This is a genomic window from Citrobacter freundii complex sp. 2024EL-00216, from assembly GCF_043945515.1.
Lineage (GTDB): Bacteria > Pseudomonadota > Gammaproteobacteria > Enterobacterales > Enterobacteriaceae > Citrobacter > Citrobacter portucalensis.
In genome coordinates, this window is the sequence record NZ_JBIMRA010000005.1 from 120,913 (window position 1) to 145,247 (window position 24,335).

At 49.5% G+C, this 24,335-nt stretch carries 24 protein-coding genes and 1 pseudogene; 12 read left to right on the forward strand and 13 right to left on the reverse strand.

Annotated features, from left to right (window positions below):
- Positions 1-2: 2 nt before the first annotated feature.
- The 7 genes from zinT to ACHHZ7_RS08250 form a co-directional block, all read right to left on the reverse strand.
- Positions 3-653 carry a metal-binding protein ZinT gene (zinT, locus tag ACHHZ7_RS08220; RefSeq protein WP_003832427.1) on the reverse strand — a complete coding sequence of 217 codons (651 nt, stop codon included), beginning with the start codon at positions 651-653 and terminating at the stop codon, positions 3-5.
- A gap of 77 nt (positions 654-730) precedes the next feature.
- The gene (locus ACHHZ7_RS08225; RefSeq protein WP_060682333.1) at positions 731-1,246 is read right to left on the reverse strand and encodes a phospholipase D family protein; all 516 of its coding nucleotides are present in this window, start codon (positions 1,244-1,246) and stop codon (positions 731-733) included.
- 31 nt (positions 1,247-1,277) lie between these two features.
- Positions 1,278-1,865: an ATP-binding cassette domain-containing protein gene (locus ACHHZ7_RS08230; RefSeq protein WP_008784505.1), complete on the reverse strand. Its 588-nt coding sequence runs from the start codon at positions 1,863-1,865 to the stop codon at positions 1,278-1,280.
- The gene (locus tag ACHHZ7_RS08235; RefSeq protein WP_060682334.1) at positions 1,849-2,643 is read right to left on the reverse strand and encodes an ATP-binding cassette domain-containing protein; all 795 of its coding nucleotides are present in this window, start codon (positions 2,641-2,643) and stop codon (positions 1,849-1,851) included. Before ACHHZ7_RS08235 ends, ACHHZ7_RS08230 begins: the two co-directional genes overlap by 17 nt.
- A complete protein-coding gene (locus ACHHZ7_RS08240) occupies positions 2,637-3,449 on the reverse strand; it encodes an ABC transporter permease (protein WP_060682335.1) in 813 nt (270 codons plus the stop codon). The genes ACHHZ7_RS08235 and ACHHZ7_RS08240 overlap by 7 nt, the downstream gene beginning before the upstream one ends.
- A complete protein-coding gene (locus ACHHZ7_RS08245) occupies positions 3,439-4,413 on the reverse strand; it encodes an ABC transporter permease (protein WP_060683733.1) in 975 nt (324 codons plus the stop codon). The genes ACHHZ7_RS08240 and ACHHZ7_RS08245 overlap by 11 nt, the downstream gene beginning before the upstream one ends.
- A complete protein-coding gene (locus ACHHZ7_RS08250) occupies positions 4,413-6,035 on the reverse strand; it encodes an ABC transporter substrate-binding protein (RefSeq protein ID WP_100272598.1) in 1,623 nt (540 codons plus the stop codon). Before ACHHZ7_RS08250 ends, ACHHZ7_RS08245 begins: the two co-directional genes overlap by 1 nt.
- Positions 6,036-6,430: 395 nt before the next feature.
- Between ACHHZ7_RS08250 and ACHHZ7_RS08255 the strand changes: the two genes are divergently transcribed.
- Entirely contained in the window at positions 6,431-8,518 is a 2,088-nt protein-coding gene (locus tag ACHHZ7_RS08255) for a TonB-dependent receptor (protein ID WP_060682336.1), read from the forward strand.
- 116 nt (positions 8,519-8,634) lie between these two features.
- Here ACHHZ7_RS08255 and ACHHZ7_RS08260 read toward each other — a convergent pair whose 3' ends face one another.
- A complete protein-coding gene (locus ACHHZ7_RS08260) occupies positions 8,635-8,832 on the reverse strand; it encodes a hypothetical protein (RefSeq protein WP_003832412.1) in 198 nt (65 codons plus the stop codon).
- A gap of 169 nt (positions 8,833-9,001) precedes the next feature.
- Positions 9,002-10,525, reverse strand: a complete 1,524-nt coding sequence (locus ACHHZ7_RS08265) for a cyclic diguanylate phosphodiesterase (protein ID WP_020996464.1) — start codon at positions 10,523-10,525, stop codon at positions 9,002-9,004.
- Between the two features lie 241 nt (positions 10,526-10,766).
- On the opposite strand from ACHHZ7_RS08265, the gene ACHHZ7_RS08270 reads away from it, so the two are divergent.
- Together ACHHZ7_RS08270 and ACHHZ7_RS08275 are read left to right on the forward strand one after the other, a co-directional pair.
- Positions 10,767-11,039, forward strand: coding sequence for a hypothetical protein (locus tag ACHHZ7_RS08270; protein ID WP_003832409.1), 273 nt, complete (start codon positions 10,767-10,769; stop codon positions 11,037-11,039).
- A gap of 84 nt (positions 11,040-11,123) precedes the next feature.
- Positions 11,124-11,246 (forward strand): annotated as a pseudogene (locus tag ACHHZ7_RS08275) (cytochrome b); the annotation flags it as partial.
- Between the two features lie 60 nt (positions 11,247-11,306).
- Here ACHHZ7_RS08275 and ACHHZ7_RS08280 read toward each other — a convergent pair.
- From ACHHZ7_RS08280 to icd, 3 genes are all read right to left on the reverse strand, one after another.
- Entirely contained in the window at positions 11,307-11,561 is a 255-nt protein-coding gene (locus tag ACHHZ7_RS08280; RefSeq protein ID WP_060682337.1) for a hypothetical protein, read from the reverse strand.
- Positions 11,562-11,571: 10 nt separating this feature from the next.
- The gene (locus ACHHZ7_RS08285; RefSeq protein WP_060683735.1) at positions 11,572-12,057 is read right to left on the reverse strand and encodes an outer membrane beta-barrel protein; all 486 of its coding nucleotides are present in this window, start codon (positions 12,055-12,057) and stop codon (positions 11,572-11,574) included.
- Positions 12,058-12,579: 522 nt separating this feature from the next.
- Positions 12,580-13,830 carry an NADP-dependent isocitrate dehydrogenase gene (icd, locus tag ACHHZ7_RS08290; RefSeq protein WP_003841892.1) on the reverse strand — a complete coding sequence of 417 codons (1,251 nt, stop codon included), beginning with the start codon at positions 13,828-13,830 and terminating at the stop codon, positions 12,580-12,582.
- A 202-nt stretch (positions 13,831-14,032) separates the two neighbouring features.
- Here icd and rluE point away from each other — a divergent pair, with 202 nt between their 5' ends.
- The 9 genes from rluE (at position 14,033) to roxA (ending at position 22,854) form a co-directional block, all read left to right on the forward strand.
- Positions 14,033-14,656: a 23S rRNA pseudouridine(2457) synthase RluE gene (gene rluE, locus ACHHZ7_RS08295; RefSeq protein WP_003832405.1), complete on the forward strand. Its 624-nt coding sequence runs from the start codon at positions 14,033-14,035 to the stop codon at positions 14,654-14,656.
- Between the two features lie 44 nt (positions 14,657-14,700).
- Entirely contained in the window at positions 14,701-15,630 is a 930-nt protein-coding gene (locus ACHHZ7_RS08300) for a hypothetical protein (RefSeq protein WP_060682338.1), read from the forward strand.
- 9 nt (positions 15,631-15,639) lie between these two features.
- Positions 15,640-16,101 carry an NUDIX hydrolase gene (locus ACHHZ7_RS08305; RefSeq protein WP_008784446.1) on the forward strand — a complete coding sequence of 154 codons (462 nt, stop codon included), beginning with the start codon at positions 15,640-15,642 and terminating at the stop codon, positions 16,099-16,101.
- 53 nt (positions 16,102-16,154) lie between these two features.
- Entirely contained in the window at positions 16,155-17,261 is a 1,107-nt protein-coding gene (gene mnmA / locus ACHHZ7_RS08310; RefSeq protein ID WP_003832402.1) for a tRNA 2-thiouridine(34) synthase MnmA, read from the forward strand.
- 34 nt (positions 17,262-17,295) lie between these two features.
- A complete protein-coding gene (gene hflD, locus ACHHZ7_RS08315; RefSeq protein WP_003832401.1) occupies positions 17,296-17,937 on the forward strand; it encodes a high frequency lysogenization protein HflD in 642 nt (213 codons plus the stop codon).
- Between the two features lie 3 nt (positions 17,938-17,940).
- Positions 17,941-19,311 (forward strand): adenylosuccinate lyase, encoded by a 1,371-nt coding sequence (gene purB / locus ACHHZ7_RS08320; RefSeq protein ID WP_060682339.1) that lies wholly within the window; start codon positions 17,941-17,943, stop codon positions 19,309-19,311.
- 194 nt (positions 19,312-19,505) lie between these two features.
- Complete coding sequence (gene phoP / locus ACHHZ7_RS08325) at positions 19,506-20,177, forward strand: two-component system response regulator PhoP (RefSeq protein ID WP_003846709.1); 672 nt, start codon at positions 19,506-19,508, stop codon at positions 20,175-20,177.
- Positions 20,177-21,640 carry a two-component system sensor histidine kinase PhoQ gene (gene phoQ, locus ACHHZ7_RS08330; protein ID WP_003832291.1) on the forward strand — a complete coding sequence of 488 codons (1,464 nt, stop codon included), beginning with the start codon at positions 20,177-20,179 and terminating at the stop codon, positions 21,638-21,640. The genes phoP and phoQ overlap by 1 nt, the downstream gene beginning before the upstream one ends.
- 92 nt (positions 21,641-21,732) lie before the next feature.
- Entirely contained in the window at positions 21,733-22,854 is a 1,122-nt protein-coding gene (gene roxA, locus ACHHZ7_RS08335) for a [50S ribosomal protein L16]-arginine 3-hydroxylase (RefSeq protein ID WP_003030786.1), read from the forward strand.
- A gap of 102 nt (positions 22,855-22,956) precedes the next feature.
- Here roxA and pepT read toward each other — a convergent pair whose 3' ends face one another.
- Positions 22,957-24,183 (reverse strand): peptidase T, encoded by a 1,227-nt coding sequence (pepT, locus tag ACHHZ7_RS08340; protein WP_060682340.1) that lies wholly within the window; start codon positions 24,181-24,183, stop codon positions 22,957-22,959.
- Positions 24,184-24,335 lie beyond the last annotated feature (152 nt).

The window sequence follows — 24,335 nt, forward strand, 5'->3', positions numbered from 1 at the left end:
GATTAATGGTGCAGCATCTCATCCACAACCTCTTCTCCCTTCAACTGATAAGGGTAGTAGGTAGGCCAGTTTTCCATCTCTTCAAGCAAGGCTGCCTGCGAGGTATTTCCCATAAAGATATGGAAGTGGCTCGATTTACGCGGCGCGATAATATGATCGCTAAATTGCACATATTTAGGCGCTTTGCTGTCAGCGGCTTTACACTCAAACAGATACCGTACACCTTTCTTGCCTGATTTATAATTCAGGATCTTATATCCGGCGTAGTCGTATTTACATGATGCAACCTGATTCCCGGTATGAAACTCCATCACGCCATTTTCAATACCGATAGTGTCTACGTTGGTTGCATAGCCTGTACGGTAATACGCTTTGATTTGTTCTGCCGTTTTGCTTTTATCTTTCTCCGCTTTCTTTTTGAATACTGGATCAAGTTCGCCGCTGACCAGATACGGATAAACAGATTGCCACATGCCATCCCAGTCGGTCAGCGCCCTGTTCTGCACCTGGTTATCATCAAATACCCCTTCCGACGCCTTTTGTTCTGCTTCACTCATTGGCGCACCATGGGAATGATGACCATGCGCCAGAACCGAACTACTGACTAAAAGCATCCCCAGAGCGATTGTCAGTTTCTTAAAACGAATAGCCAAAATTTCACCCTCAAATCATTTGCGAGTGAGTTGTTATAATATAACATCACATTTAAATCAACGGCGTTGTGAAGCATTTAACCGCTCTGGTGCGCGATTTTCCAACGGCTGTCAAAATGGGCCTGATACTGCGCAACAACGGCAGGTTCGTCACGAATAACTAACACATTTTCAGAGTTGGCAAATTCTGCGGATTTGGCAAAGTTGAATGAACCGGTTTCCAGCGTGTCGCCATCAATAATCATTACCTTGTCATGCTGGATGTGGTAGTGACCATCCAGTTGCACATCAACCCCATTCGCGGCAGCAAAAGCGATGGCCTTCTGGCTAACCTTGCCCTCGTTACGTTTCTTATCGATAACAGCCCGAACCACTACGCCTCTCTTTTCAGCGTTTACCAGGGCCTGAACAATATCTGCAGACTGAAATGAATAAGCCATCATATCGATGCTGTGCTGCGCATGGTTAATTGAATCCAGCACTAAAGCCCGAGCCGACCCTTCCGGTGAAAAACCCACCTGAATGGAAGCATGTGCTGCAAAAGCACCCGCCCCGTACATTAGCGCAGCCACAGCGATAGTTTTTACGATCACGTTAGTTATTTGCCTGAAATGCGAAAGAGACCTAAGAGAGTAGCGCTCGCGTGCAGATCTGATCAAGCAGCGCCTGCTGATGACTGATAATGAGCATACCCAATGGTCGACGCTGAGATTCTTCAAGCAGCAGCGCCCAGATATCCCGTTGAATAGAAGGATCAAGCTGGGCAGTAATTTCATCGGCAATAAGAAAACGTGTCCGCGGGTCCAGCGCACGAAGTAAAGCAATTCGCGCCAGTTCACCGCCAGAAAGTTGTCCGGGACGGCGGGTTAACCACTCTGGATTGATGTGAAGACGGGTAAGCATTGCAGCATCCGGTCGCCATGCATCATGCACCGCATCACCTGTGCTGCGTCGGGGGTTAAAAGTTAATTCTGGATGCTGTGGCACCAGTTGCACCGGACAATACTGGTGCATCGGCAACGGTTGGTCATCAATCAGAATGTCACCGGAAGTTGGTTTCTGCCAGCCCGCCAGCACGCGTCCCAGCGTCGTTTTGCCAGTTCCACTGGGCGCACAAATCCCAATACGTTCTCCAGGGCGTAGAGAAAAGGTCAGATTTTGCCACAGAACCTTTTCCCCCTGACGGATTGTTACATCACGACAGCACAGCATCGCGCTCTCCAAAAAGTTGATTTCTTTCAGGCAGCGCCCGCCATTGTCGTTGCAGGTGTTCGCTAATCTCTCCGCGTAACAGCTGTTCCCGGCTGACGTTATCCGACACCCTTCCCTGATGCAGTGCGACAATACGATCCGCATGGCGGGCCGCCAGCGTGAGGTCATGCGTTACCCACAAAACACCAGCCCCTTGCTCACATTGCTCACGCAACTGTTCAAGCAGTTGATTAGCGAGAGGTGCATCAAGCCAGGCGGTAATTTCATCCGCCAGAATATAGCGAGCCTGACTCAGAGACGCATGACAAGCCAGAACACGTTTTGCCATACCGCCTGAAAGCTGACGCGGAAAAGCATCTAATACGCGACTTTCCAGTCGGCTACGCTGGAGCAATCGTTCAATTTTTCCGGCATTCCATTGCTGGTCAGAAAGCTGGCATGCCCTGCGCAGATGCTTTTCAATCGAGAGCAGCGGGTTAAGTGCCTGAATACCTTGTGGGACGTAGCTGAAGGTATTGCCACGACATTTGCGAAGATCATCACTGCCCAGCGCTTTACCTTCCAGGGTAATAACGCCGTTGAAACGCAAATTGTCTGGTAAGAGATCGAGCAGACATTGCAGCAACAGGCTCTTACCTTCCCCACTTCCCCCAACTAGCGCCACCATCTGACCAGGCGCTACGTCGAAAGAGATATCCTGCAACAGCGAAGACCAGTTTTTCGCGCCGTACCAGCGATAACGCGCCACGTCCAGCGAGACCTGCCTTAAACTCAACATGCGTCACCTCGTAACCACAAACGATGCACCGCCCTTGCGAGCTGATCGAATAACATCACCAGACTGAACAGCATCAGTCCTGGAAACAGCACTAACCACCAGTCACCATGACTGATAAACCGCAGCGCATCCGCCAGCAGCAGGCCCAGCGACGGTTCATGCGGTGCCAGTCCAAAACCGAGGAAGCTTAACGCCGCGCTGTGCAACACTGCATGGGGAAACATCAGCAATGTCCCGGTTAGCCACTGGGGTAACAACGCCGGTAGATAGTGATGCCGCCAGCAGTAAAAATGGCCGTGTCCCAGACGCCAGGTCAACGTCAGATAGTCACTGTGGGCCACGCGCTGCGCTTCAGCACGCAGGATCAGCGCCAGACGCGGCCAGTGCGTTAGTGCAACCGCCATGATTACCCCGTTTTTCCCACCACCCAGCGTAAAACAGATCAAAATAAGCAACAGCAGATGCGGCATCGATAGCATGGCATCAGTAATTAGACGCATAAGCACATCCAGACGCGGATGTATGCGCGAAACCGCCGCCATTAGTAGCGCAATCAAGCCACTGCACAACGCCGCACCAATACCAATTTGCAGACTGGTTAGTGCACCCTGAAAACAACGGATCCACAGATCGCGACCGAGGTTATCGGTGCCAAACCAGTACATCGCATCAGGTGGAAGATGACGGGCAAGCAGATTAACGCTCAACGGGTTATCCAGCATTGCGGCACCATACACTGCAATGAATAACAGGCAGCTAAAAGAGAACAAAAGACGAATTAGCGTCGGCGTCGGGTTATAGAGCATCAGGTCGCTCCAGAGCACGGTTCAACATACGGACAAGCCAGGTAGACAGCGAGTTGCCAATGAACACCAGTACGGTACTGAACAACACAATCCCCATCAGTAACGGCAGATCGCCGCGTAACCCGGCATCAATAGTGGCCTGCCCCAGTCCTGGGTAAGCAAAGACTTTTTCGGCCAATAGTGCACCTCCCAACAGTTCTCCCAGTGAGGCAAACTGCAAACACAGCGCAGGCGTAATTGCATGACGCAGAACCTGATGGCGTAACAGTGACCAGCCTTTATCTCCCTGGGAATGCGCAAAACGGACAAATTCGCTTTTCATTACGCTGGCGATGCTTTCCCGCGTATGAAGCGTAATTTGTCCCAGCCCCAGCAAACTGAGCGCGCAAACGGGAAGCACCAGATGACGCAGACGCTCGGTCAGCGTCACCATATCGCCGCTGTTGCCCGGCTCCCACGCGCAGCAGACCGGAAATACCGGCCAGCGCACGGCAAATAGCGCCAGCAGCAACATGCCAATCCAGAAGGTCGGCAGCGAAGAAAGCAGATAGCTGAGGCGACAGATTGCTTTGTCCGGCCAGCGATTCAGGTAGCGACCCGCGACAAACCCCATTGCCGTTCCCAATATGCCGGAGAGTAGCCACGCGCCGCCAAGCAGCGCAAACGAGGTGGAAAAGCGTTCTTTGATCACGCTGGCAACCGGCGCATTAAACAACATGGAATAGCCGAGATCGCCCTGCAATACACGAACAAACCAGTGACCAAAACGCTCCCATAGCGGCTGGTCCAATCCCCAGCGAGCAGCAATGCGTGCATATTGCTCCGGCGGCACATGCAGGAGATCGTTGCCGATATAAGCACGAATCGGATCGACCGGAGAAAAGCTGAGCAGCACAAAAGTGCCAGCCGCAACCAGCACTAATAACACTATCAGCCGTAGAAAATGACCCACAACAGACTTCATCAACGGCAGGTCCAGGTCCATTCGTCCAGATTATTGAGCAGTGACCAGCTACCGTGAATCTCCGGTGCGCCTTTGCCTAAATCAATACACGGATTTGCCAGGTAGGTATGCTGAATATTCAGCAGCCATGCCCAGGCAGCATCGCCCTGCACGCCAGCCCCTTGCTTACCATCCCACTCCACCTGTTGCCAGAAAGGCAACGCCTTTTGCCAGTCTGGGGCGTCGATAGCCTGTTTAAGGTGCTGTTCAACAACAGGATTGCTGTAATAGCCTGGGTTGTAATATTCCACGCCCGCGGCCTGATTACTGTAATGATGGAAAAGCTCCATCGGATCCAAGCTTCCCCAACCAAATAACGTCGGGTTCGCATGCATGTGACGTTCAACGGTTTCCCAGCTTCCTGATTGCAGCGAGATCTGAATACCCACCGGCTCCAGCATTGCGCGAACAGCTTCGGCTAAATCCCGGCGCGTACTGTCACCGCTGGCGTACCATAAAGTCAGTCGAGCCTCTTTGCCGTCTTTCACTCGCACGCCATCTTTACCTACCTTCCAGCCGGCTTCTTCCAGAATCGTACGTGCTTTTTCGCTATCACCATCTTTGAACGCAACGGATTGCCCCTGCCATGGCAGCCCTTGCACTGCGCTATATGCAGGAATCGCATGACCTTCCATGACCTGATCGGCAAGCTGCTTACGGTCGATGGCATAGTTTATGGCGCGCCTGATGGCAACATCGGCAGTGATATCGTTCCCAATCGGATAGCCATTGGCATCTTTTTTACCTGCAGGAACCATCGGGAACACAATGCCCCGGTTTTCCACGCTATCGCGTACCCAAAGTTTCAAATTTGTCTGCTGAGGAGCGACCGCCATCGACGGCGCGATACGTACGAGTCCCAGTTGGCCACTGCGCGCTGCGGCATAAGCGTTATCTTCATCAAGGAAGACAAACACCAGCTTACTGAAATCATTTTTCTTACCGGCATACCAGGGATTAGCCTCCACGATCAACTGCTGTCCCGGCTGAAAACTCACCAGCCGATAAGGACCTGCGCCAATCGGATTTTTGGCAAATGTTTTTTCGTCATACCGTTTCGCCGGAACAATACCCAAAGAACCCAGCACATTCACAAAAGTGCTCTGTGGGCTATTCAGCATAATTTCTACCGTACGGTTATCTTTCAGGCTGGCATGGGTGAAGTTTCCCATGTCGATTTTGCCACCGCTTTTTGCTGCTTTGTTATAGGTGAACACCACATCTTCAGCGGTTAGCGGGGAACCATCAGAGAATTTAAGGTCAGGTTTTAACGTCAATGTCCAGGTTTTGCCGTCTGCGCTGGTCTCGACTTTTTCCGTCAGCAGGTTTCCCCAGCTCATATCTGCATTTTGTTTTAATAATGGTGCATGTAAAAGCAAATAGCTGCCATGACTCCAGCCCAGCATCGGGTCAAACCCTTCCGTTGGTTCTGGGCCAATTGCCAGTTTTAACGTCTGCCCTTCGTTCGCATTTTGCGCGGCAAGAAGTGGTGAAGTTAATGCGAGAGTCAATGCGCACGTAAGCAGTGCCAGCTTGCCTTTGATCATTATGTTATCCAGATTTACGTTATTTTTATGCCGCATAACGATTTACCGTCGTTAAGCAGTCTCCTGGGGAAGGGATTATGGCGGACAGAAATGATGAAAAAAATGATGCGGCGCAGAAAAGTATGACGATTTTCTAAAATTATCATACTTTTTTCTGATACTCCGTTATGAGTACGATGTGAATCTCAGAAAATAGATTAATCCCTCGCCATTTATTCACAGGAATATTAATCCCGAACTAATAATTGCCTGTGCGGACTATTGGCCCTTCCTGCTAATTCCTTATCTAAAACTCATGACAATTTATGTATATTTATTCAAGAAAAACACCAGAAGTGACAAGTTATGTAAATTTGTAATGATAATTATTTGTATTATCATTTCCATCAATTATCTTACTGCCTTTGAATTTTAACAAAGGAAGTTTGACTATGCGTTTAAAACCTGTTGCCTCTGTCGTTCTGTCCTGTTTAGGATTTTCCAGCCCCCTGGTATTTGCTGAAGATGTCATGGTGGTAACCGCTTCCGGTTATGAAAAGAAAATCACCAATGCCGCCGCCAGCGTCTCTGTTATTTCTCAGCAAGAGTTACAAACCAATAAATATAATGACTTAGGTGAAGCCCTGCGTTCTGTTGAAGGAGTAGATGTTGAAAGCAGCACCGGTAAAACCGGCGGTCTGGAGATCAGCATCCGTGGCATGCCTGCCAGCTATACCTTGATCCTGATTGACGGTATTCGTCAAAACGGCAGCAGCGACGTAACGCCAAACGGTTTCTCTGCCATGAATACCAGCTTTATGCCCCCGCTGGCGGCGATCGATCATATTGAGGTGATCCGCGGCCCGATGTCGACGCTTTATGGGTCCGACGCAATCGGTGGCGTGGTGAATATCATCACCAAAAAAAGCACCGATAAATGGAGCACTTCCATCAATACCGGCGTTAACCTGCAAGAGAGTAATAAATGGGGTAACAGTACGGTCGCCAACTTCTGGTCAAGCGGCCCGTTGATTGCGGGCGTACTGGATATGCAGGTTCGGGGGAGCACAACCCAGCGTCAGGGTTCCAGCGTCACCTCCCTCAGCGATACCGCCTCCACCCGCGTACCTTATCCTACCGAATCGGAAAACTATAATATTGGCACGCGCCTCGACTGGAAAACCAATGAGAACAATACGCTGTGGTTAGATCTCGACTCCGCCAGACAGCGCTATGACAACGATGACGGGCAGTTGGGCAACCTGACAGGGGGGTATGATAAAACGCTACGCTATGAGCGTAACAAAGTGACCCTCGGCCACGATACAGCCTTAACGTTCGGCACCTGGAAATCCTCCCTCGGCTGGAATGAAACCGAAAACAAAGGCCGGCAATTGGTATCTTCCGCACTCACACCAGAGAACGCAGGCCGGGCCGGTGACGCGCGTGAACTGAAGAACACCAACGTCATTCTTGACTCAGTGCTGCTGACGCCATTAGGTGATTCGCACCTCTTAACCCTTGGCGGAGAATACTGGGATGCCCGGATGAAAGATGGTGTGGTACTGGCCAATACCGGCGAGACGTTCCATCAAAAAACGTGGGCAGCCTATGCGGAAGATGAATGGCATATTCTCGACTCGCTGGCCTTAACCGCAGGAACACGCTATGAGCATAACGATGTCTTTGGCGGTCATCTCAGCCCGCGTGCCTATATGGTCTGGGACGCATCCGACGAATGGACCCTCAAAGGCGGTGTAACGACAGGTTATAAAGCACCATCACTAAGCCAGTTGCATAACGGGATCAGCGGTGTAACCGCACAGGGAACGGTGAATACGGTCGGTAACCCGGACCTCAAACCTGAGGAAAGTATCAGCTACGAAACCGGGCTGTATTACGAGAACGACGCCGGGCTTAACGCCAACATTACCGGCTTCTATACCGAATACAAAAATAAAATTGTCTCATATTCTATCGATGATAATACCAACAGCTATACCAACAGCGGCAAGGCAAGGACCGATGGCGTTGAATTTGCCAGCACCTTCCCTCTATGGTCGGATGTGCTGACCTTATCTCTCAACTACACCTACACTCAGAGCAAGCAAAAAGATGGTGACAATAAAGGCGCGCCATTAAGTTACACACCTAAACATATGGCTAACGCCCGTCTGAACTGGCAGGCAACGGAAGATATGAACGCCTGGCTCAGCGCACGTTATCGCGGCAAAGCCCCACGCTTTACCGAAAATTACGACAACCTTAGCGCGGTACAAAAGGCCGTCTATGACGATAAAGGCGCTGATTTAAAAGCCTGGACCGTTGTCGATATGGGGATGTCTTATAAGCTGACTAAAGATCTGACGCTTAATACGGCGGTTAATAACGTGCTGGATAAAGACTTTAGTGAGGTCAAATTGTACCAGGTGGGGCGTAATAGTACCTACGCAGGTGATTATTATCAGACTGCACAATCCACTACCGGATACGTAAACCCTGGTCGTAACTACTGGGTGTCTTTAAATTATCAGTTCTAATTTTATAAGATCCTGTTGGTCGGGGCACACTAATACCCCGACCAGCAGAATATTATTGAGAGAAGACACAAGATATAATCATCATCTTATTTTAACATATAAGAATATTTAAACAATTAATACAGAAATACCCCTTCCTGCACCATTAGATATAATGCCAAAACAATAATCCCGACGATACCGCCTAAAAACAGGACTGCGGCAATCGCAAGCTGATTGCGATTTGTGTTCTTCGCTTTGCTTCGCACATCCAACTTATTTTTCGCCGCTTTGTGACTTGAATCACGCTCCATCGCGAATGTTATATCTGCCATACCATTATCCAGTTGCTGTATATGAAAACACAAATAACCACCACATCGATAAGGGTATAGATTTTAAATAACAGAATCCGAGATTTGCCTCACGATAAAGATAATCGTCGGATTTTTGCTACCGAAGCAGATTTCATGCTCACTTTTCATCAATTAGGTTATCTTGTATTTATTCGACAAAAACCTTCACTTTAGGCTTTGACAGCAGAATCATGACGAACTCAGTGAAGGTTACTGGTTTATAGAAATAGTACCCTTGCAGGAAAACAATGTTGTTTTTGTTGAGATAATCAAGCTGAGCCTTCGTTTCAACCCCTTCAGCAACGATGCTTAAAGACAGCTTGCGCGCCAAATCGAGAACACAATCCAAAATTCGGGTTGAATCGGGAAGCTCATTTACCCTTCCCACAAAGCTCTGATCGATTTTAATGTAATCAATGTGCAGGTCATGCAAATAAGAAAGCCCAGAATAGCCCGTACCAAAATCATCCAGCGCAATCACAAAGCCATTCTCATGCAGGATATTGAGCCTCTGCACAAGATCTTCATCCACATCTAACGGCTCGCGCTCAGTAACTTCGATTACCAGATTGAGGTCATCGCGGTTAAAGCTATCCCTGTAATGCAGGCACTCCTGCACGAATGTAGGGGATGTGATATGGGATGCGCTGAAGTTAATGCCGACATGGAAGCCGGATGGCAGTTTGCTGGCAATGGCGTTCATATTCGCAGCGACCTGCCTCATCAGACTTTGAGTTAGTGGCACTATCAGGCCTGATTTTTCCGCTACAGGTATAAAGGATGCAGGAGAAATATACCCGGCTTTTGGATGTTTCCATCGGGCCAGCACTTCAACACCGCGTAACGTCCCCTCGCGACCATTTACGATAGGTTGATAAAAAGGCACGATCTCTCCTTTTACTATCGCCCTGCGCAACGTTTCTTCAGGGGTATCGTTCTTGTTCAGATACTTATCAATGGCATAAGCGGCTGCAAAAGACATTAACAGGATAAAAACCAGAATCCCTGAACCCTGTGTAACCAGTCTTTTTGCACTAAACAGTGGCGGTTTATTATAAATAATACTGAACGGATACTTTGCGGAATTAACTTGACCAGACGCACGTGCGCTTGTTGTAACGGTTTTTACATCGCCCAATAAACCGAGTGCTGCGTCACCCACAAGCAACGAGTACGTTACTCCCGCTAACGGGACATTCATTGCCCCTCGGATATGCACGCCACTTATGGTGACGATGATACGGCCTGTGTGAAAACGTGTTTGATACAGCAGAACAGGTATTTCATTCTCGGTATTGCTTGCGGGAGTCAGTTGTAAATTAGTATCAGCTATAACGGGAATATGCTTAAGTAATATCCGATTACCCGGCAAAGATGTACACCAAACCTTCCCCTGTCGAATAATGATCAGCGTTCGCAAATGGGGTCGGAGCGCAGCTTCGGTTCCAAGTTGGTATTGCCCCTCCAAATCGCATTTTTTTTCAGCGATGTTCATAGCGGTACGGGTTGCCTGGAAAGCTTCATCAAGTATGTTATCCATATTTTTCGCGGCATATCTGGCCCCCCCGAGGTTTTCCATCGAAGATGAATACCAAAGCTGCATATTAAGAATAAAAACACCGATTAAAAAAAGACACACCGCAGCAGTTACCGGTAAAAGTGCTTTGCGCATTCTCATATCCTGTGGTGAAAGCCGATCGGTCGTTGCGATGAGCATTGACGTGTTCTAATTTATATCTACAGAGCATGGTAGACAGAAACAAAAGCCGCCATGCGCCCAGTCACATTTCCTCAATAACAACGTAACTTACTAATTTATTGATAAAATCATTACTGAAATTTGCAGTACAAAACCGGCGTTGCACCTCATCCAATTTTGCTATCATAGGAATGCACTAATAAGAGGTAATCAAATGAAAATCTTTATCACTGACAATGACGGGCACCTGATTCCTGTTGACGGAAAAAGCGTTGTCATCGAATTGAATAGTGGCGGAACCATCGAGATCGCCGAGGAGTACAGCCGGGACGATGTTCCTGAAGGCATTAATCTGTGGGGCGGACGAGAACCCTCCCCTTCACTCTCTTTCGAGGAAATCAAAGCCAGAACAGAAGGCCTGGGCGTTTATCCCATCGCAGCCAACGCTCTGCATGTATTTCCGTACAAACTTTCATCAAAAGAATGATCGCACACAGCAGACGAAGCGTTTTTCTCAAACCAAAGTAAGGCCATGGTTATCAAAAAAAACTCTGGCTTTGGGGGAAGTCAGTTCGCCGATATCTGCTACTTTTTAATTGCAGCCCATGCCGGCGCTGCATTATTTCATCACTATATACAGAAGGATAATACGCTTTTGAGAGTGATGCCTGAGCATAACCATTTGAATAATTAATAGATGATTAAAATATCAAGAACATAAGCACTCAAGACCGTATGTGCATGTTCTTAAATATTAATCGTCATCATAATGCTTATGTTTCTTGTGATCACTCATAGCCTCTTTGAAAGCATCCGCTTGTGTATTAGCGGCCTGCAGTCGACTCATATTAGCACTGTAATTATTCCAATATTCTTTTTCTTCGTGATAACAAACATCACGGCTAATTCCCTTCGCTTCGCACTTTGCTAAGCGTTGTTCTTCTGATACACAACCAGACATCAATGAAACAGCAGAAAACGCAACCAATATTATCATTAATTTATTCATATAAATAACCTTAGAATGTCCAGCCGGCGCCGACTACAATACTATTAGCTTGTGCGCCAAAGACCTTAGAACCTTCATAGCCTGCATCAACAGTGAAACCTGCAATGGGGGTAAACTGAATACCAGCGCCATAGGCAAAACCTGTAGAAGTGTCAGTTTCACCATTAGCTTTGATCGCACCTCTCCCAATACCCGCCATTACATAAGGTTTTACCACATCATTTACTTTATAACTTGCGCCGACTAATGCAGAACCATAACCACGATCTATATCATTATCGTCATTTGCTGAAATGGTTAAGGATGTCATAACACCAAAATCACTCTCATCTGGGGTATAACCATATTTAGCGTTAAAACCATTAAGGTTCTGTCCATCTGTCCGGGTATGTACATAACCGCCGGTGACTACGCTTTCTCCTGCATAAACTGTCATAGCAAAACATAATGTAACAGCCACTAAACCTGTTTTTAAACTTAGCATTTTAATAACCATTTTCATCATCAACTAATAGTAAGTAACACACATAATAAGGAATCATGCTTTGAATTTTATTTCTCAAGCATGTTGCCAACAGAAAAACAGAAAGGTAAAAAAACATCAATCGGAGAAAATGTTCTTTTTTGGACATTACTAATATTCAGAATAATCAACTGTCATAACACGCTGATAAAAATGGACTTAAAATTAGAGTAAAAAATCTTAAAACGCTTCTTCCTTTTACATATTCCCGATATTTTCCTTATTGTTAAAATGATTATTTTCCATCTGATAATCAATAAGATACAAACACCACTCAATTATAGTTAGTTCTCATACCCGAATAGAGTTAAATAAAGAAATATTGACAGCCATGGATATTTTTTATCAAAAAATAAAATTGTAATGGCAAAGATAAAAATTTGATCTTCAGTGCTATTTAAATGAGTTTAATAGTATGAGCGCCAGGAAAGCATTTTACAGGTAAAAAAAACGGGAACCACTCGGCTCCCGTTCTCATACAACCCAGTATCTGGATTACATGTTTTCGATGATTGCGTCACCAAACTCTGAACATTTCAGCAACTTAGCACCGTCCATCAGACGTTCGAAATCGTAAGTTACGGTCTTGGCGTTGATCGCGCCTTCCATACCTTTAACAATTAAATCAGCCGCTTCGGTCCAACCCATATGGCGCAGCATCATTTCAGCAGACAGAATGATGGAACCTGGGTTTACTTTATCCTGACCTGCATACTTCGGTGCAGTACCGTGGGTAGCTTCGAACAGAGCGCATTCGTCACCGATGTTTGCACCCGGCGCGATACCAATACCACCAACCTGTGCGGCCAGCGCATCGGAGATGTAGTCACCGTTCAGGTTCATACAGGCAATCACGTCATACTCAGCCGGGCGCAGCAGGATCTGTTGCAGGAACGCATCGGCGATAACGTCCTTAACCACGATCTCTTTACCGGTTTTCGGGTTCTTGATTTTCACCCATGGACCGCCGTCGATCAGTTCACCACCGAATTCTTCACGCGCTAACTGGTAACCCCAGTCTTTGAACGCGCCTTCGGTGAACTTCATGATGTTGCCTTTGTGTACCAGGGTAACTGAATCACGATCGTTGGCGATGGCGTATTCAATCGCTGCACGTACCAGACGTTTAGTCCCTTCTTCAGAACACGGTTTGATACCAATACCGCAATGTTCCGGGAAGCGGATTTTCTTCACGCCCATCTCTTCGCGCAGGAATTTAATCACTTTCTCAGCATCGGCAGAGTCAGCTTTCCACTCGATACCCGCGTAGATGTCTTCGGAGTTTTCGCGGAAGATGACCATGTCGGTCAGTTCAGGGTGTTTAACCGGGCTTGGTGTGCCCTGATAATAACGCACCGGACGCAGGCAGACATACAGGTCAAGTTCCTGACGCAGAGCTACGTTCAGAGAGCGAATACCGCCGCCAACAGGGGTGGTCAGAGGGCCTTTAATGGCAACACGATATTCACGAATCAGATCTAAGGTTTCAGCAGGCAGCCAGACGTCCTGGCCATAAACCTGAGTGGATTTCTCGCCGGTGTAGATTTCCATCCAGGAGATTTTACGCTCGCCTTTATAGGCTTTCTCGACAGCAGCATCGACAACTTTGATCATCGGTGGGGTTACATCAACGCCGATACCGTCGCCTTCAATGAACGGGATAATCGGATTTTCAGGAACGTTGAGTTTGCCGTTTTGCAGGGTGATCTTCTTACCTTCCGCCGGAACAACTACTTTGCTTTCCATTCACCTCTCCTTCGAGCGCTTCTGGTTCTGCTCGTCTGTCATCACGCTGCATGTGCGTTTGCGTCCTGCTACACGGATGCGTTAGAGCAATTTTTTGTTAATGATTTGTAATGAGCGTGTCAATACTACCCTATTGTTCGCCGCCATGAAAGACACTCGTTCTTAGGCTATAATGCGGCAATTGATATAATCTGAAAATACCATGCAAAAAACTTCTTTTAGAAATCACCGGGTTGAGCGATTCAGCTCACGACAAGTCACTAAGCAGCGTAAAGAAAACCAGCCAAAACGCGTGGTTTTGTTCAATAAACCCTACGATGTTTTGCCACAATTTACTGACGAGGCTGGCAGAAGCACGTTAAAAGATTTTATTCCCGTGCCGGGAATTTATGCGGCGGGCCGACTCGACCGGGACAGCGAAGGGCTTTTGGTGCTGACCAATGACGGCGCTCTGCAGGCGCGGTTAACGCAACCCGGTAAGCGTACCGGGAAAATTTATTACGTCCAGGTTGAAGGTGAGCCGACAGCAGAAGCGCTGGACGCCCTGCGTAACGGAGTAACGCTCAATGATGGCCCCACTCTACCCGCAGGCATTGAAGTAGTAGAGGAACCCGTATGGCTGTGGCCGAGAAATCCGCCGATTCGGGAACGGAAAAACATTCCCACCAGTTGGTTGAAAGTTACCTTATATGAAGGTCGCAACCGTCAGGTACGTCGTATGACAGCGCATGTTGGATTTCCTACGCTGCGCCTCATCCGCTATGCCATGGGGGATTACACGCTGGAAAATCTTGCTAACGGCGAGTGGCGGGAACTGAAATCGTAACCGTATGGTTTAACGTGAGTGTTAACAGGGAAGAATGAAAAAAAATGGATAAGCAGCTTTTTGCAGCACTCATCCTGCTCGGCGTGTCACCGTTTTGTTCAGCAAAACTGGACTGTGAGACAATTGCCGGAACAGCAGCAGGAGAGGCAAACTACCTTTATGAGTCTGCCAAAGTAAAAACCGACTCACGCCTGCATTTCTATTCTGCACCAGCAACAGAGTGTCAACTCCCCGCGTTCATGGTCAATGGCGACACCGTCGAGGTACTCAGGAGTTCACAGCGCTACAAAAGCACGGACATGCTTTCCAAAGATGAGCCTTATCGTTACGTACGTTATCGGGACGCTAAAGGAACCTTCGCCACCGGCTGGGTCTCAGTTAATGGATTAACGCCGTTATCCAGTCCGCTTGCAGTAAGCGCGTCTTGCCAGACATGGGCAAATAAAGCGATGTCGCAGCGCGGGTTCTTACCCTCCTCCTCCGCAAACCACTATCAGGTAACAGGAGACACCCGCGCATGGTTCTATGCGATGCCAACCGAACAGTGTCGCAGCCCGTCCTTATTTTTAGTGCCCGGCGACCTCATCTCTGTACAAGAACAATCCAACGATGATTTTATGGAAGCGGTCTATTACACCACCGATCGCCAAATCATACGCGGCTGGTTAAAAAAGTCGCAGTTACAGGCTATAAACAGCGGTGACCACTATCGCGACGACATCAACCCGCTGTCGACAGAAAAGGCAACGAGAGTCGCCACCCTTGGGCTACGTCACGACCACCAATGTGTCTTTTATGAAAGCTGGAATGCTAAAAAGGCCATTGAGATTATCGTGCGCGAGGATCATCAAACCGCATTGTGCCGTGGAGGGGCCGACCCGCAAACGTCACCTCCCGTGGCTTATATCAGTATCGACAAGGCCAGCGGTGAAATTAGCTGGCCAGATGTTACCGAAGGATTTGCTGAGGAATAAGGGGAAAACATGTTCAAACCGCACGTCACGGTCGCCTGCATTGTGCATGCAGAAGATAAATTCTTAGTCGTTGAAGAAACGATCAATGGTAAAGCCTTGTGGAATCAACCCGCAGGACACCTGGAAGCCGATGAAACGCTGGTGCAAGCCGCAGCACGCGAACTGTGGGAAGAAACGGGCATTAAAGCGCAGCCACAGCATTTCATTCGTATGCATCAATGGATTGCGCCAGACAGAACGCCCTTTTTGCGTTTTCTTTTCTCTATCGAGCTTGCCAATATGTGCGCTACAGAACCCCATGACAGCGATATAGATTGCTGTCGTTGGGTCAGCGCAGAAGAGATTTTCTCTGCGCCAAACCTGCGTTCGCCGTTGGTTGCAGAGAGTATTCGCTGTTATCAGAGCGGACAGCGCTACCCACTGGCCATGATCGGCGAATTTAACTGGCCGTTTACAGAGGGTGTCAAGTAAAGGGCTGCGTGCTAGAATATGCCGCCTTGAAGTTCAATGTCGTGAGTATTCCTATGTCTGAAAGCCCAAAAAAAGTGATCGTCGGCATGTCCGGCGGTGTCGATTCCTCCGTTTCTGCCTGGCTGTTACAACAACAGGGCTATCAGGTAGAAGGCCTGTTCATGAAGAACTGGGAAGAGGACGATGGCGAGGAATACTGCACAGCGGCCGCCGACCTTGCGGATGCTCAGGCTGTCTGTGACAAACTCGGCATTGAACTGCATACCGTCAACTTTGCCGCAGAATACTGGGACAACGTCTTTGAACTGTTCCTTGAAGAGTACAAAGCGGGCCGTACGCCGAACCCGGATATTCTGTGCAATAAAGAAATTAAGTTTAAAGCCTTCCTTGAGTTTGCCGCCGAAGATTTAGGTGCCGATTACATCGCCACCGGTCACTACGTGCGTCGCGCGGATGTCGACGGCAAAAGCCGCCTGCTGCGTGGGCTCGATGGCAATAAAGACCAGAGTTATTTCCTCTATACGCTCGGCCATGAGCAAATCGCGCAAAGCCTGTTCCCGGTCGGTGAACTGGAAAAACCGCAGGTGCGTAAAATTGCCGAAGATCTTGGTCTGATTACGGCCAAGAAAAAAGACTCCACCGGCATCTGCTTCATTGGCGAACGTAAGTTCCGCGAGTTTCTTGGTCGTTACCTGCCGGCTCAGCCAGGCAAAATCATCACCGTTGACGGCGAAGAGATTGGCCAGCATCAGGGGCTGATGTACCACACTCTGGGTCAGCGTAAAGGTCTGGGTATTGGCGGAACGAAAGAAGGGACAGAAGATCCATGGTATGTGGTGGATAAAGACGTTGAGAACAACATTCTGGTTGTCGCTCAGGGTCATGAACATCCACGTCTGATGTCCGTTGGCCTGGTGGCGCAACAGCTGCATTGGGTCGATCGCGAACCGTTCACCGGCACCATGCGCTGCACGGTGAAAACCCGCTATCGTCAGACCGACATTCCGTGCACCGTTAAGGCACTGGATGCTGAGCGTATTGAAGTCATTTTCGACGAGCCAGTCGCGGCGGTCACGCCGGGTCAGTCGGCTGTCTTTTACAATGGCGAAGTGTGCCTCGGCGGCGGCATTATCGAACAACGATTGCCTCTGCCGGTATAATTACTTACACATTTGATACAAGGAAGCAGTGAACGTGGCAAAGAATTATTATGACATCACCCTCGCCCTGGCAGGCATTTGTCAGTCGGCACGCCTGGTGCAGGAACTGGCGCACCAGGGGCATTGTGATGCCGATGCATTACACGTTTCACTGAACAGTGTCATCGACATGAATCCCAGCTCTACGCTGGGCGTGTTTGGCGGCAGCGAAGCCAACCTGCGTCTTGGCCTTGAAACGCTGCTTGGCGTGCTGAACGCCAGCAGTCGTCAGGGACTGAATGCGGAACTCACCCGCTATACGCTAAGCCTGATGGTGCTGGAGCGTAAGCTGTCAGCAGCCAAGGGCGCTATGGACACGCTGGGAGACCGTATTAGCGGCTTGCAGCGCCAGCTGGACCATTTTGATTTGCAGTCAGAAACGTTGATGAGTGCGATGGCTGGCATTTATGTTGACGTCATCAGCCCACTCGGCCCGCGTATTCAGGTCACGGGTTCCCCGGCCATCCTTCAGAGCCCACAAGTACAGGCTAAAGTACGCGCTTCGCTGCTGGCTGGCATCCGTGCTGCCGTGCTCTGGCATCAGGTTGGTGGAGGCCGTCTGCAACTCATGTTTTCTCGTAATCGCCTGACGACTCAGGCAAAACAAATTCTTGCTCATTTAACCCCGGAGTTGTGATCTATGGAATTATCCTCACTGACCGCCGTTTCCCCTGTTGATGGACGCTACGGCGATAAAGTCAGCGCGCTGCGCGGGATTTTCAGCGAATACGGTTTGCTGAAATTCCGTGTACAGGTTGAAGTACGCTGGCTGCAAAAACTGGCCGCGCACGCAGCGATCAAGGAAGTTCCTGCTTTTGCTGCCGACGCAATCGGTTTCCTTGATGCGATCGTCGCTAACTTCAATGAAGAAGATGCTGCGCGCATCAAAATCATTGAGCGTACGACCAACCATGATGTGAAGGCAGTTGAGTATTTCCTGAAAGAGAAAGTGGCGGATATCCCGGAACTGCATGCTGTTTCCGAATTTATCCACTTTGCGTGTACTTCAGAAGACATCAACAACCTGTCTCACGCGCTGATGCTGAAAACCGCACGCGACGAAGTGGTTCTGCCGTACTGGCGTAAGCTTATCGACGCAGTGAAAGATCTGTCTGTACAGTATCGCGATATTCCTCTGCTCTCCCGTACCCACGGTCAGCCAGCCACCCCGTCTACGCTAGGCAAAGAAATGGCTAACGTGGCTTACCGTATGGAGCGTCAGTATCGTCAGCTCAACCAGGTTGAAATTCTTGGTAAGATCAATGGTGCAGTCGGTAACTATAATGCCCACATCGCTGCTTACCCGGAAGTTGACTGGCATCAGTTCAGCGAAGAGTTTGTCACCTCGCTGGGCATCCAGTGGAATCCGTACACCACGCAGATTGAGCCGCACGACTACATTGCCGAGCTGTTTGACTGCATCGCCCGTTTCAACACCATCCTGATCGACTTTGACCGCGATGTCTGGGGTTACGTGGCGCTGAACCATTTTAAACAGAAAACCATCGCGGGTGAAATCGGCTCTTCCACCATGCCGCACAAAGTTAACCCCATTGATTTCGAAAATTCCGAGGGTAACCTGGGTCTGTCTAACGCGGTACTGCAGCATCTGGCAAGCAAACTGCCGGTCTCCCGCTGGCAGCGTGACCTGACTGACTCTACCGTTCTGCGTAACCTGGGCGTAGGTATTGGCTATGCGCTGATCGCGTATCAGTCCACGCTGAAGGGCGTGAGCAAACTGGAAGTGAACCGCGATCATCTGCTGGATGAACTGGATCATAACTGGGAAGTTCTGGCAGAGCCGATTCAGACCGTGATGCGTCGCTACGGTATTGAGAAGCCGTACGAGAAGCTGAAAGAACTGACCCGCGGTAAGCGCGTTGACGCCGAAGGTATGAAGCAGTTTATCGACAGTCTGGCGCTGCCGGAAGAAGAGAAAACTCGCCTGAAAGCAATGACGCCTGCCAATTATATTGGTCGCGCCATCACCATGGTTGATGAACTGAAGTAATCTGTTTGATGCCGGAGCGCGCTTGCGCCTGTTCCGGCCTTCCGTTCATATCGTAGTAAGCCGGAAAGCATCAGCGCCTCCGGCTTTTTTTTGCCTGCGAGATTATCCCTTCCCCCGGTTTATTAAATGTTTATCCCCACAGCCACATAATCAGCGTTAAACTATTCATACCATTATTTTAGGGAGAAACGATGATGCGCGTACTGGTTGTCGAGGATAATGCTTTATTACGCCACCACCTCAAGGTTCAGTTACAGGATTTAGGGCATCAGGTGGATGATGCAGAAGATGCGAAGGAAGCGGACTATTATCTGAATGAACATCTGCCGGATATCGCGATCGTTGATTTAGGACTCCCCGATGAAGATGGTTTGTCGCTGATCCGCCGCTGGCGCAGTAATGAGGTTTCGCTGCCGATTCTGGTATTAACCGCGCGTGAAGGCTGGCAGGATAAAGTGGAAGTCCTCAGCGCCGGTGCTGACGATTACGTCACCAAACCGTTTCACATCGAAGAAGTGGCTGCGCGCATGCAGGCACTGATGCGCCGCAACAGCGGTCTGGCATCGCAAATTATCTCCCTTCCGCCTTTTCAGGTGGACCTCTCTCGACGCGAGTTATCCGTCAATGATGAAGTTATCAAGCTCACTGCATTTGAATACACCATTATGGAAACCCTCATCCGTAATAATGGCAAAGTGGTCAGTAAAGATTCGCTCATGCTGCAGCTTTACCCGGATGCCGAGCTGCGCGAAAGTCACACCATTGATGTTCTAATGGGGCGTCTGCGTAAGAAAATTCAGGCGCAGTATCCGGACGACGTCATCACCACCGTGCGTGGTCAGGGATATCTTTTTGAACTGCGCTAATGAATAAACTATTGCGTCATTTTTTCCCGCTATCGCTGCGGTTGCGCTTTTTACTGGCAACCGCAGGCGTGGTGTTGGTGCTCTCGCTGGCCTACGGCATGGTTGCTCTGGTGGGCTACAGCGTCAGCTTTGATAAGACAACGTTTCGCCTGCTGCGGGGTGAAAGTAATCTGTTTTATACCCTGGCAAAGTGGGAAAACGGCAAGATAAACGTCGAGCTGCCTGAACATCTCGATATGCAAAGCCCAACAATGTCGCTGATCTATAACGAAAGCGGTGAGTTGTTGTGGGCTCAGCGCAATGTTCCCTGGCTGACGAAAAGTATCCAACCGGACTGGCTAAAAACGAACGGTTTTCATGAAATTGAAGCCAATGTAGACGCCACCAGTACTTTACTGGGCGAAGATCACTCCGCTCAGCAGCAGTTAAAAGAAGTCAGAGAAGATGATGACGACGCCGAAATGACCCACTCCGTGGCGGTGAACGTCTACCCCGCCACAGCCAGAATGCCGCAACTGACCATTGTGGTTGTCGACACTATTCCTATAGAGCTAAAGCGCTCGTATATGGTCTGGAGCTGGTTTATTTATGTGCTGGTCGCCAATCTGTTGCTGGTCATTCCGTTGTTATGGGTGGCTGCGTGGTGGAGCCTACGGCCGATTGAATCACTGGCGCGTGAAGTCCGTGAGCTTGAGGAACATCATCGTGAGATGCTAAATCCCGCCACCACACGCGAACTGACCAGCCTGGTTCGTAATCTCAATCGGCTTTTAAAAAGCGAACGTGAGCGCTACGATAAATACCGCACCACATTAACCGATCTCACTCATAGCCTGAAAACGCCACTGGCGGTACTGCAAAGTACGTTGCGCTCAATGCGTAATGAAAAGATGAACGTCAGCGACGCAGAGCCTATCATGCTGGAACAAATCAGCCGTATTTCCCAACAGATAGGCTATTACCTGCATCGCGCCAGTATGCGTGGCAGCAGTGCCCTACTCAGTCGCGAGCTGCACCCGGTCGCGCCGTTGCTGGATAAGCTCACCTCGGCGCTGAATAAGGTGTATCAGCGTAAAGGGGTCAACATTAATCTCGATATCTCACCTGAGATCAGCTTTGTGGGCGAACAGAATGACTTTGTCGAGGTGTTGGGCAACGTCTTGGATAACGCCTGTAAATATTGTCTGGAGTTTGTCGAGATTTCGGCGCAACTGTCTGAGGATCAGCTGCATATTCTGGTCGAAGACGATGGTCCTGGTATTCCGCAAAGCAAACGGGAAGTTGTGTTTGACCGCGGACAGCGCGTAGATACGCTACGTCCAGGACAAGGCGTCGGTCTGGCGGTGGCGCGAGAAATCACCGAACAGTATGACGGGCAGATTATTGCTGGTGATAGCCTGCTGGGTGGTGCGCGCATGGAAGTTATTTTTGGTCGACAGCAGCCGGGCCAGAAAGACGAGTAATCGTCGCATGTAATAAATATGTACTGACTTCACGCTTGAGGTTAAGTATCCGTTATAATCGGTTGCAGATACCAGCCTGCGGGATGCTCACTATGGAATACCAACTCACACTTAATTGGCCCGATTTTCTTGAACGCCACTGGCAGAAACGCCCGGTGGTCTTAAAACGCGGGTTTAATAACTTTATTGATCCTCTTTCTCCTGACGAACTGGCTGGACTGGCAATGGAAAGCGAAGTCGACAGCCGACTCGTCAGCCATCAGGATGGTAAATGGCAGGTTAGCCATGGTCCCTTCGAAAGCTACGACCATCTTGGCGAGAACAACTGGTCTTTGCTGGTGCAGGCGGTCAACCACTGGCACGAACCTACCGCCGCGCTGATGCGCCCGTTCCGTGAATTACCGGACTGGCGTATCGACGATCTGATGATTTCTTTCTCTGTACCCGGTGGAGGCGTTGGCCCGCACCTGGATCAGTACGATGTATTTATCATTCAGGGAACCGGTCGTCGTCGCTGGCGCGTAGGCGAAAAGCTGCAGTTGAAGCAGCACTGCCCTCACCCGGATCTCCTTCAGGTCGACCCGTTTGAAGCTATCATCGATGAAGAGCTGGAACCCGGCGATATCCTGTACATTCCACCGGGATTCCCGCACGAAGGCTATGCGTTAGAAAACGCGATGAACTATTCGGTTGGCTTCCGTGCGCCAAACACTCGCGAGCTGATCAGCGGCTTCGCCGATTACGTTTTACAACGCGAACTGGGCAGCACCTATTACAGCGATCCTGATCTGCCACCGCGCGATCATCCGGCAGATGTTCTGCCGCAGGAAATGGACAAGCTGCGCGAAATGATGCTGGGCCTGATTAACCAGCCAGAACATTTCCAGCAGTGGTTTGGCGAGTTTATTTCTCAGTCTCGTCATGAGCTGGATATTGCTCCGCCGGAGCCACCGTATCAGCCAGACGAAATTTATGATGCCCTGAAACAAGGTGATGTGTTAGTGCGTCTGGGCGGATTGCGCGTATTGCGCATTGGCGACGACGTCTACGCTAACGGTGAGAAAATTGATTCACCGCATCGTCCTGCGCTGGAAGCGCTGGCCAGTCATATTGTGCTGACGGCTGAGAACTTTGAGGATGCGCTGGAAGATCCTTCTTTCCTTGCCATGCTTGCCGCGCTGGTCAACAGCGGGTACTGGTTCTTCGAAGGGTAATGCGGACTGTGCCTGATGCGACGCCATGCGTCTTATCAGGCCTACTGGAGTGAAATATTGTAGGCCGGATAAGCAAAGCGCCATCCGGCAACTACACATATTTTATTTTTGTTTCGCGGCCAATTCAGCAATACGCACAATCACCTGCACCGCTTTTTCCATTCCTTCCAGGGTTACAAACTCCTGCTTACCATGATAGTTGTAGCCACCGGTGAACAGATTCGGACACGGTAATCCCATAAATGACAGCTGTGCGCCGTCAGTGCCGCCACGGATCGGTTTCAGCACCGGCTCAATATCGCAATCGCGCATCGCCTGCTGGGCGATATCCAGCACGTGCGGATGCTCAATCACTTTTTCGCGCATATTGTAGTAACTGTCTTCAATCACCAGTTCGATATAGCAGTCCGGGTGTAACCCTTTGCCGACCTTCTTGGCGATATCCATGATCTTGCGTTTACGCGCTTCAAACTGCTTACGGTCAAAATCACGAATAATGTAGTGCATATCCGCCCGATCGACCGTCCCTTTCATGCTCGCCAGATGATAAAAGCCTTCGTAGCCTTCCGTCTTCTCCGGGCTTTCATCTGCCGGGACCTCAGCGTGAATACGCGCCGCCAGCGACAGCGCATTCACCATCACCCCTTTTGCGGTGCCGGGATGCACATTGTTGCCAACAATTTTGATATTGACCGACGCGGCGTTGAAGTTTTCAAACTCCAGCTCACCTACGCCACCACCGTCAACGGTATAGGCCCACTGCGCATCGAATGCCGCAACATCAAAATGCTTCGCCCCTTTACCCACTTCTTCGTCCGGCGTAAAGGCTACGCGGATATCACCGTGCGGAATATCTTTTTGGATAAGCACAGCCAGCGCGGTCATGATTTCCGCCACGCCTGCTTTATCATCCGCGCCCAGCAACGTTTTACCGTCTGTGGTGATCAGCGTCTGACCCAGAAGTTGATGCAGCACCGGGAACATCACCGGCGATAAAACTTCATCACCAATGCCTAACGCAATATCGCCACCGCGATAGTTTTCAACGATTTGCGGATTGACATTTTTACCGCTGAAATCCGGTGAGGTATCCACATGGGAAATAAAGCCGATCGCGGGAATATTGCCAGCAACGTTTGCGGGTAACGTTCCCATCAGCGTACCTTTTTCGCTCAGTGAAATATTAACCAGCCCCATCTCTTCGAGCTGTTGTTTGAGCAGTTGTAATAATTTCCACTGTCCTTCGGTGCTGGGAACCTGCCGCACGCCCGATTTTGATTGGGTGTCCAGCGACACGTAGTGTAAAAAACGCTCAAGTAGTTTATCCATGCAGTCACCCTCACTTTTTGTGACAACATTATCAATAAGCAACAAAAGACAAATATTGCGTCAGGTCACTTTTATCCCCGCAAGTGAGAATATTTCGCCCTGACATCCCCTCTGACTATAGGGCTAAGTCAGTAATTCGCAACAAGGATTGG

Excerpts from the sequence above, each read along its gene's own strand:
- ACHHZ7_RS08270 (WP_003832409.1), top strand. The coding sequence starts at position 10,767 with ATGAAAATCTTTATCACTGACAATGACGGGCACCTGATTCCTGTTGAC.
- icd (WP_003841892.1), bottom strand. The coding sequence starts at position 13,830 with ATGGAAAGCAAAGTAGTTGTTCCGGCGGAAGGTAAGAAGATCACCCTG.
- ACHHZ7_RS08255 (WP_060682336.1), top strand. The coding sequence starts at position 6,431 with ATGCGTTTAAAACCTGTTGCCTCTGTCGTTCTGTCCTGTTTAGGATTT.
- ACHHZ7_RS08230 (WP_008784505.1), bottom strand. The coding sequence starts at position 1,865 with ATGCTGTGCTGTCGTGATGTAACAATCCGTCAGGGGGAAAAGGTTCTG.
- phoQ (WP_003832291.1), top strand. The coding sequence starts at position 20,177 with ATGAATAAACTATTGCGTCATTTTTTCCCGCTATCGCTGCGGTTGCGC.
- phoP (WP_003846709.1), top strand. The coding sequence starts at position 19,506 with ATGCGCGTACTGGTTGTCGAGGATAATGCTTTATTACGCCACCACCTC.
- ACHHZ7_RS08240 (WP_060682335.1), bottom strand. The coding sequence starts at position 3,449 with ATGCTCTATAACCCGACGCCGACGCTAATTCGTCTTTTGTTCTCTTTT.
- ACHHZ7_RS08280 (WP_060682337.1), bottom strand. The coding sequence starts at position 11,561 with ATGAATAAATTAATGATAATATTGGTTGCGTTTTCTGCTGTTTCATTG.
- ACHHZ7_RS08265 (WP_020996464.1), bottom strand. The coding sequence starts at position 10,525 with ATGCGCAAAGCACTTTTACCGGTAACTGCTGCGGTGTGTCTTTTTTTA.
- pepT (WP_060682340.1), bottom strand. The coding sequence starts at position 24,183 with ATGGATAAACTACTTGAGCGTTTTTTACACTACGTGTCGCTGGACACC.
- mnmA (WP_003832402.1), top strand. The coding sequence starts at position 16,155 with ATGTCTGAAAGCCCAAAAAAAGTGATCGTCGGCATGTCCGGCGGTGTC.
- roxA (WP_003030786.1), top strand. The coding sequence starts at position 21,733 with ATGGAATACCAACTCACACTTAATTGGCCCGATTTTCTTGAACGCCAC.
- ACHHZ7_RS08250 (WP_100272598.1), bottom strand. The coding sequence starts at position 6,035 with ATGCGGCATAAAAATAACGTAAATCTGGATAACATAATGATCAAAGGC.
- ACHHZ7_RS08245 (WP_060683733.1), bottom strand. The coding sequence starts at position 4,413 with ATGAAGTCTGTTGTGGGTCATTTTCTACGGCTGATAGTGTTATTAGTG.
- ACHHZ7_RS08260 (WP_003832412.1), bottom strand. The coding sequence starts at position 8,832 with ATGGCAGATATAACATTCGCGATGGAGCGTGATTCAAGTCACAAAGCG.
- ACHHZ7_RS08305 (WP_008784446.1), top strand. The coding sequence starts at position 15,640 with ATGTTCAAACCGCACGTCACGGTCGCCTGCATTGTGCATGCAGAAGAT.
- ACHHZ7_RS08285 (WP_060683735.1), bottom strand. The coding sequence starts at position 12,057 with ATGGTTATTAAAATGCTAAGTTTAAAAACAGGTTTAGTGGCTGTTACA.
- ACHHZ7_RS08235 (WP_060682334.1), bottom strand. The coding sequence starts at position 2,643 with ATGTTGAGTTTAAGGCAGGTCTCGCTGGACGTGGCGCGTTATCGCTGG.
- rluE (WP_003832405.1), top strand. The coding sequence starts at position 14,033 with ATGCAAAAAACTTCTTTTAGAAATCACCGGGTTGAGCGATTCAGCTCA.
- ACHHZ7_RS08300 (WP_060682338.1), top strand. The coding sequence starts at position 14,701 with ATGGATAAGCAGCTTTTTGCAGCACTCATCCTGCTCGGCGTGTCACCG.
- purB (WP_060682339.1), top strand. The coding sequence starts at position 17,941 with ATGGAATTATCCTCACTGACCGCCGTTTCCCCTGTTGATGGACGCTAC.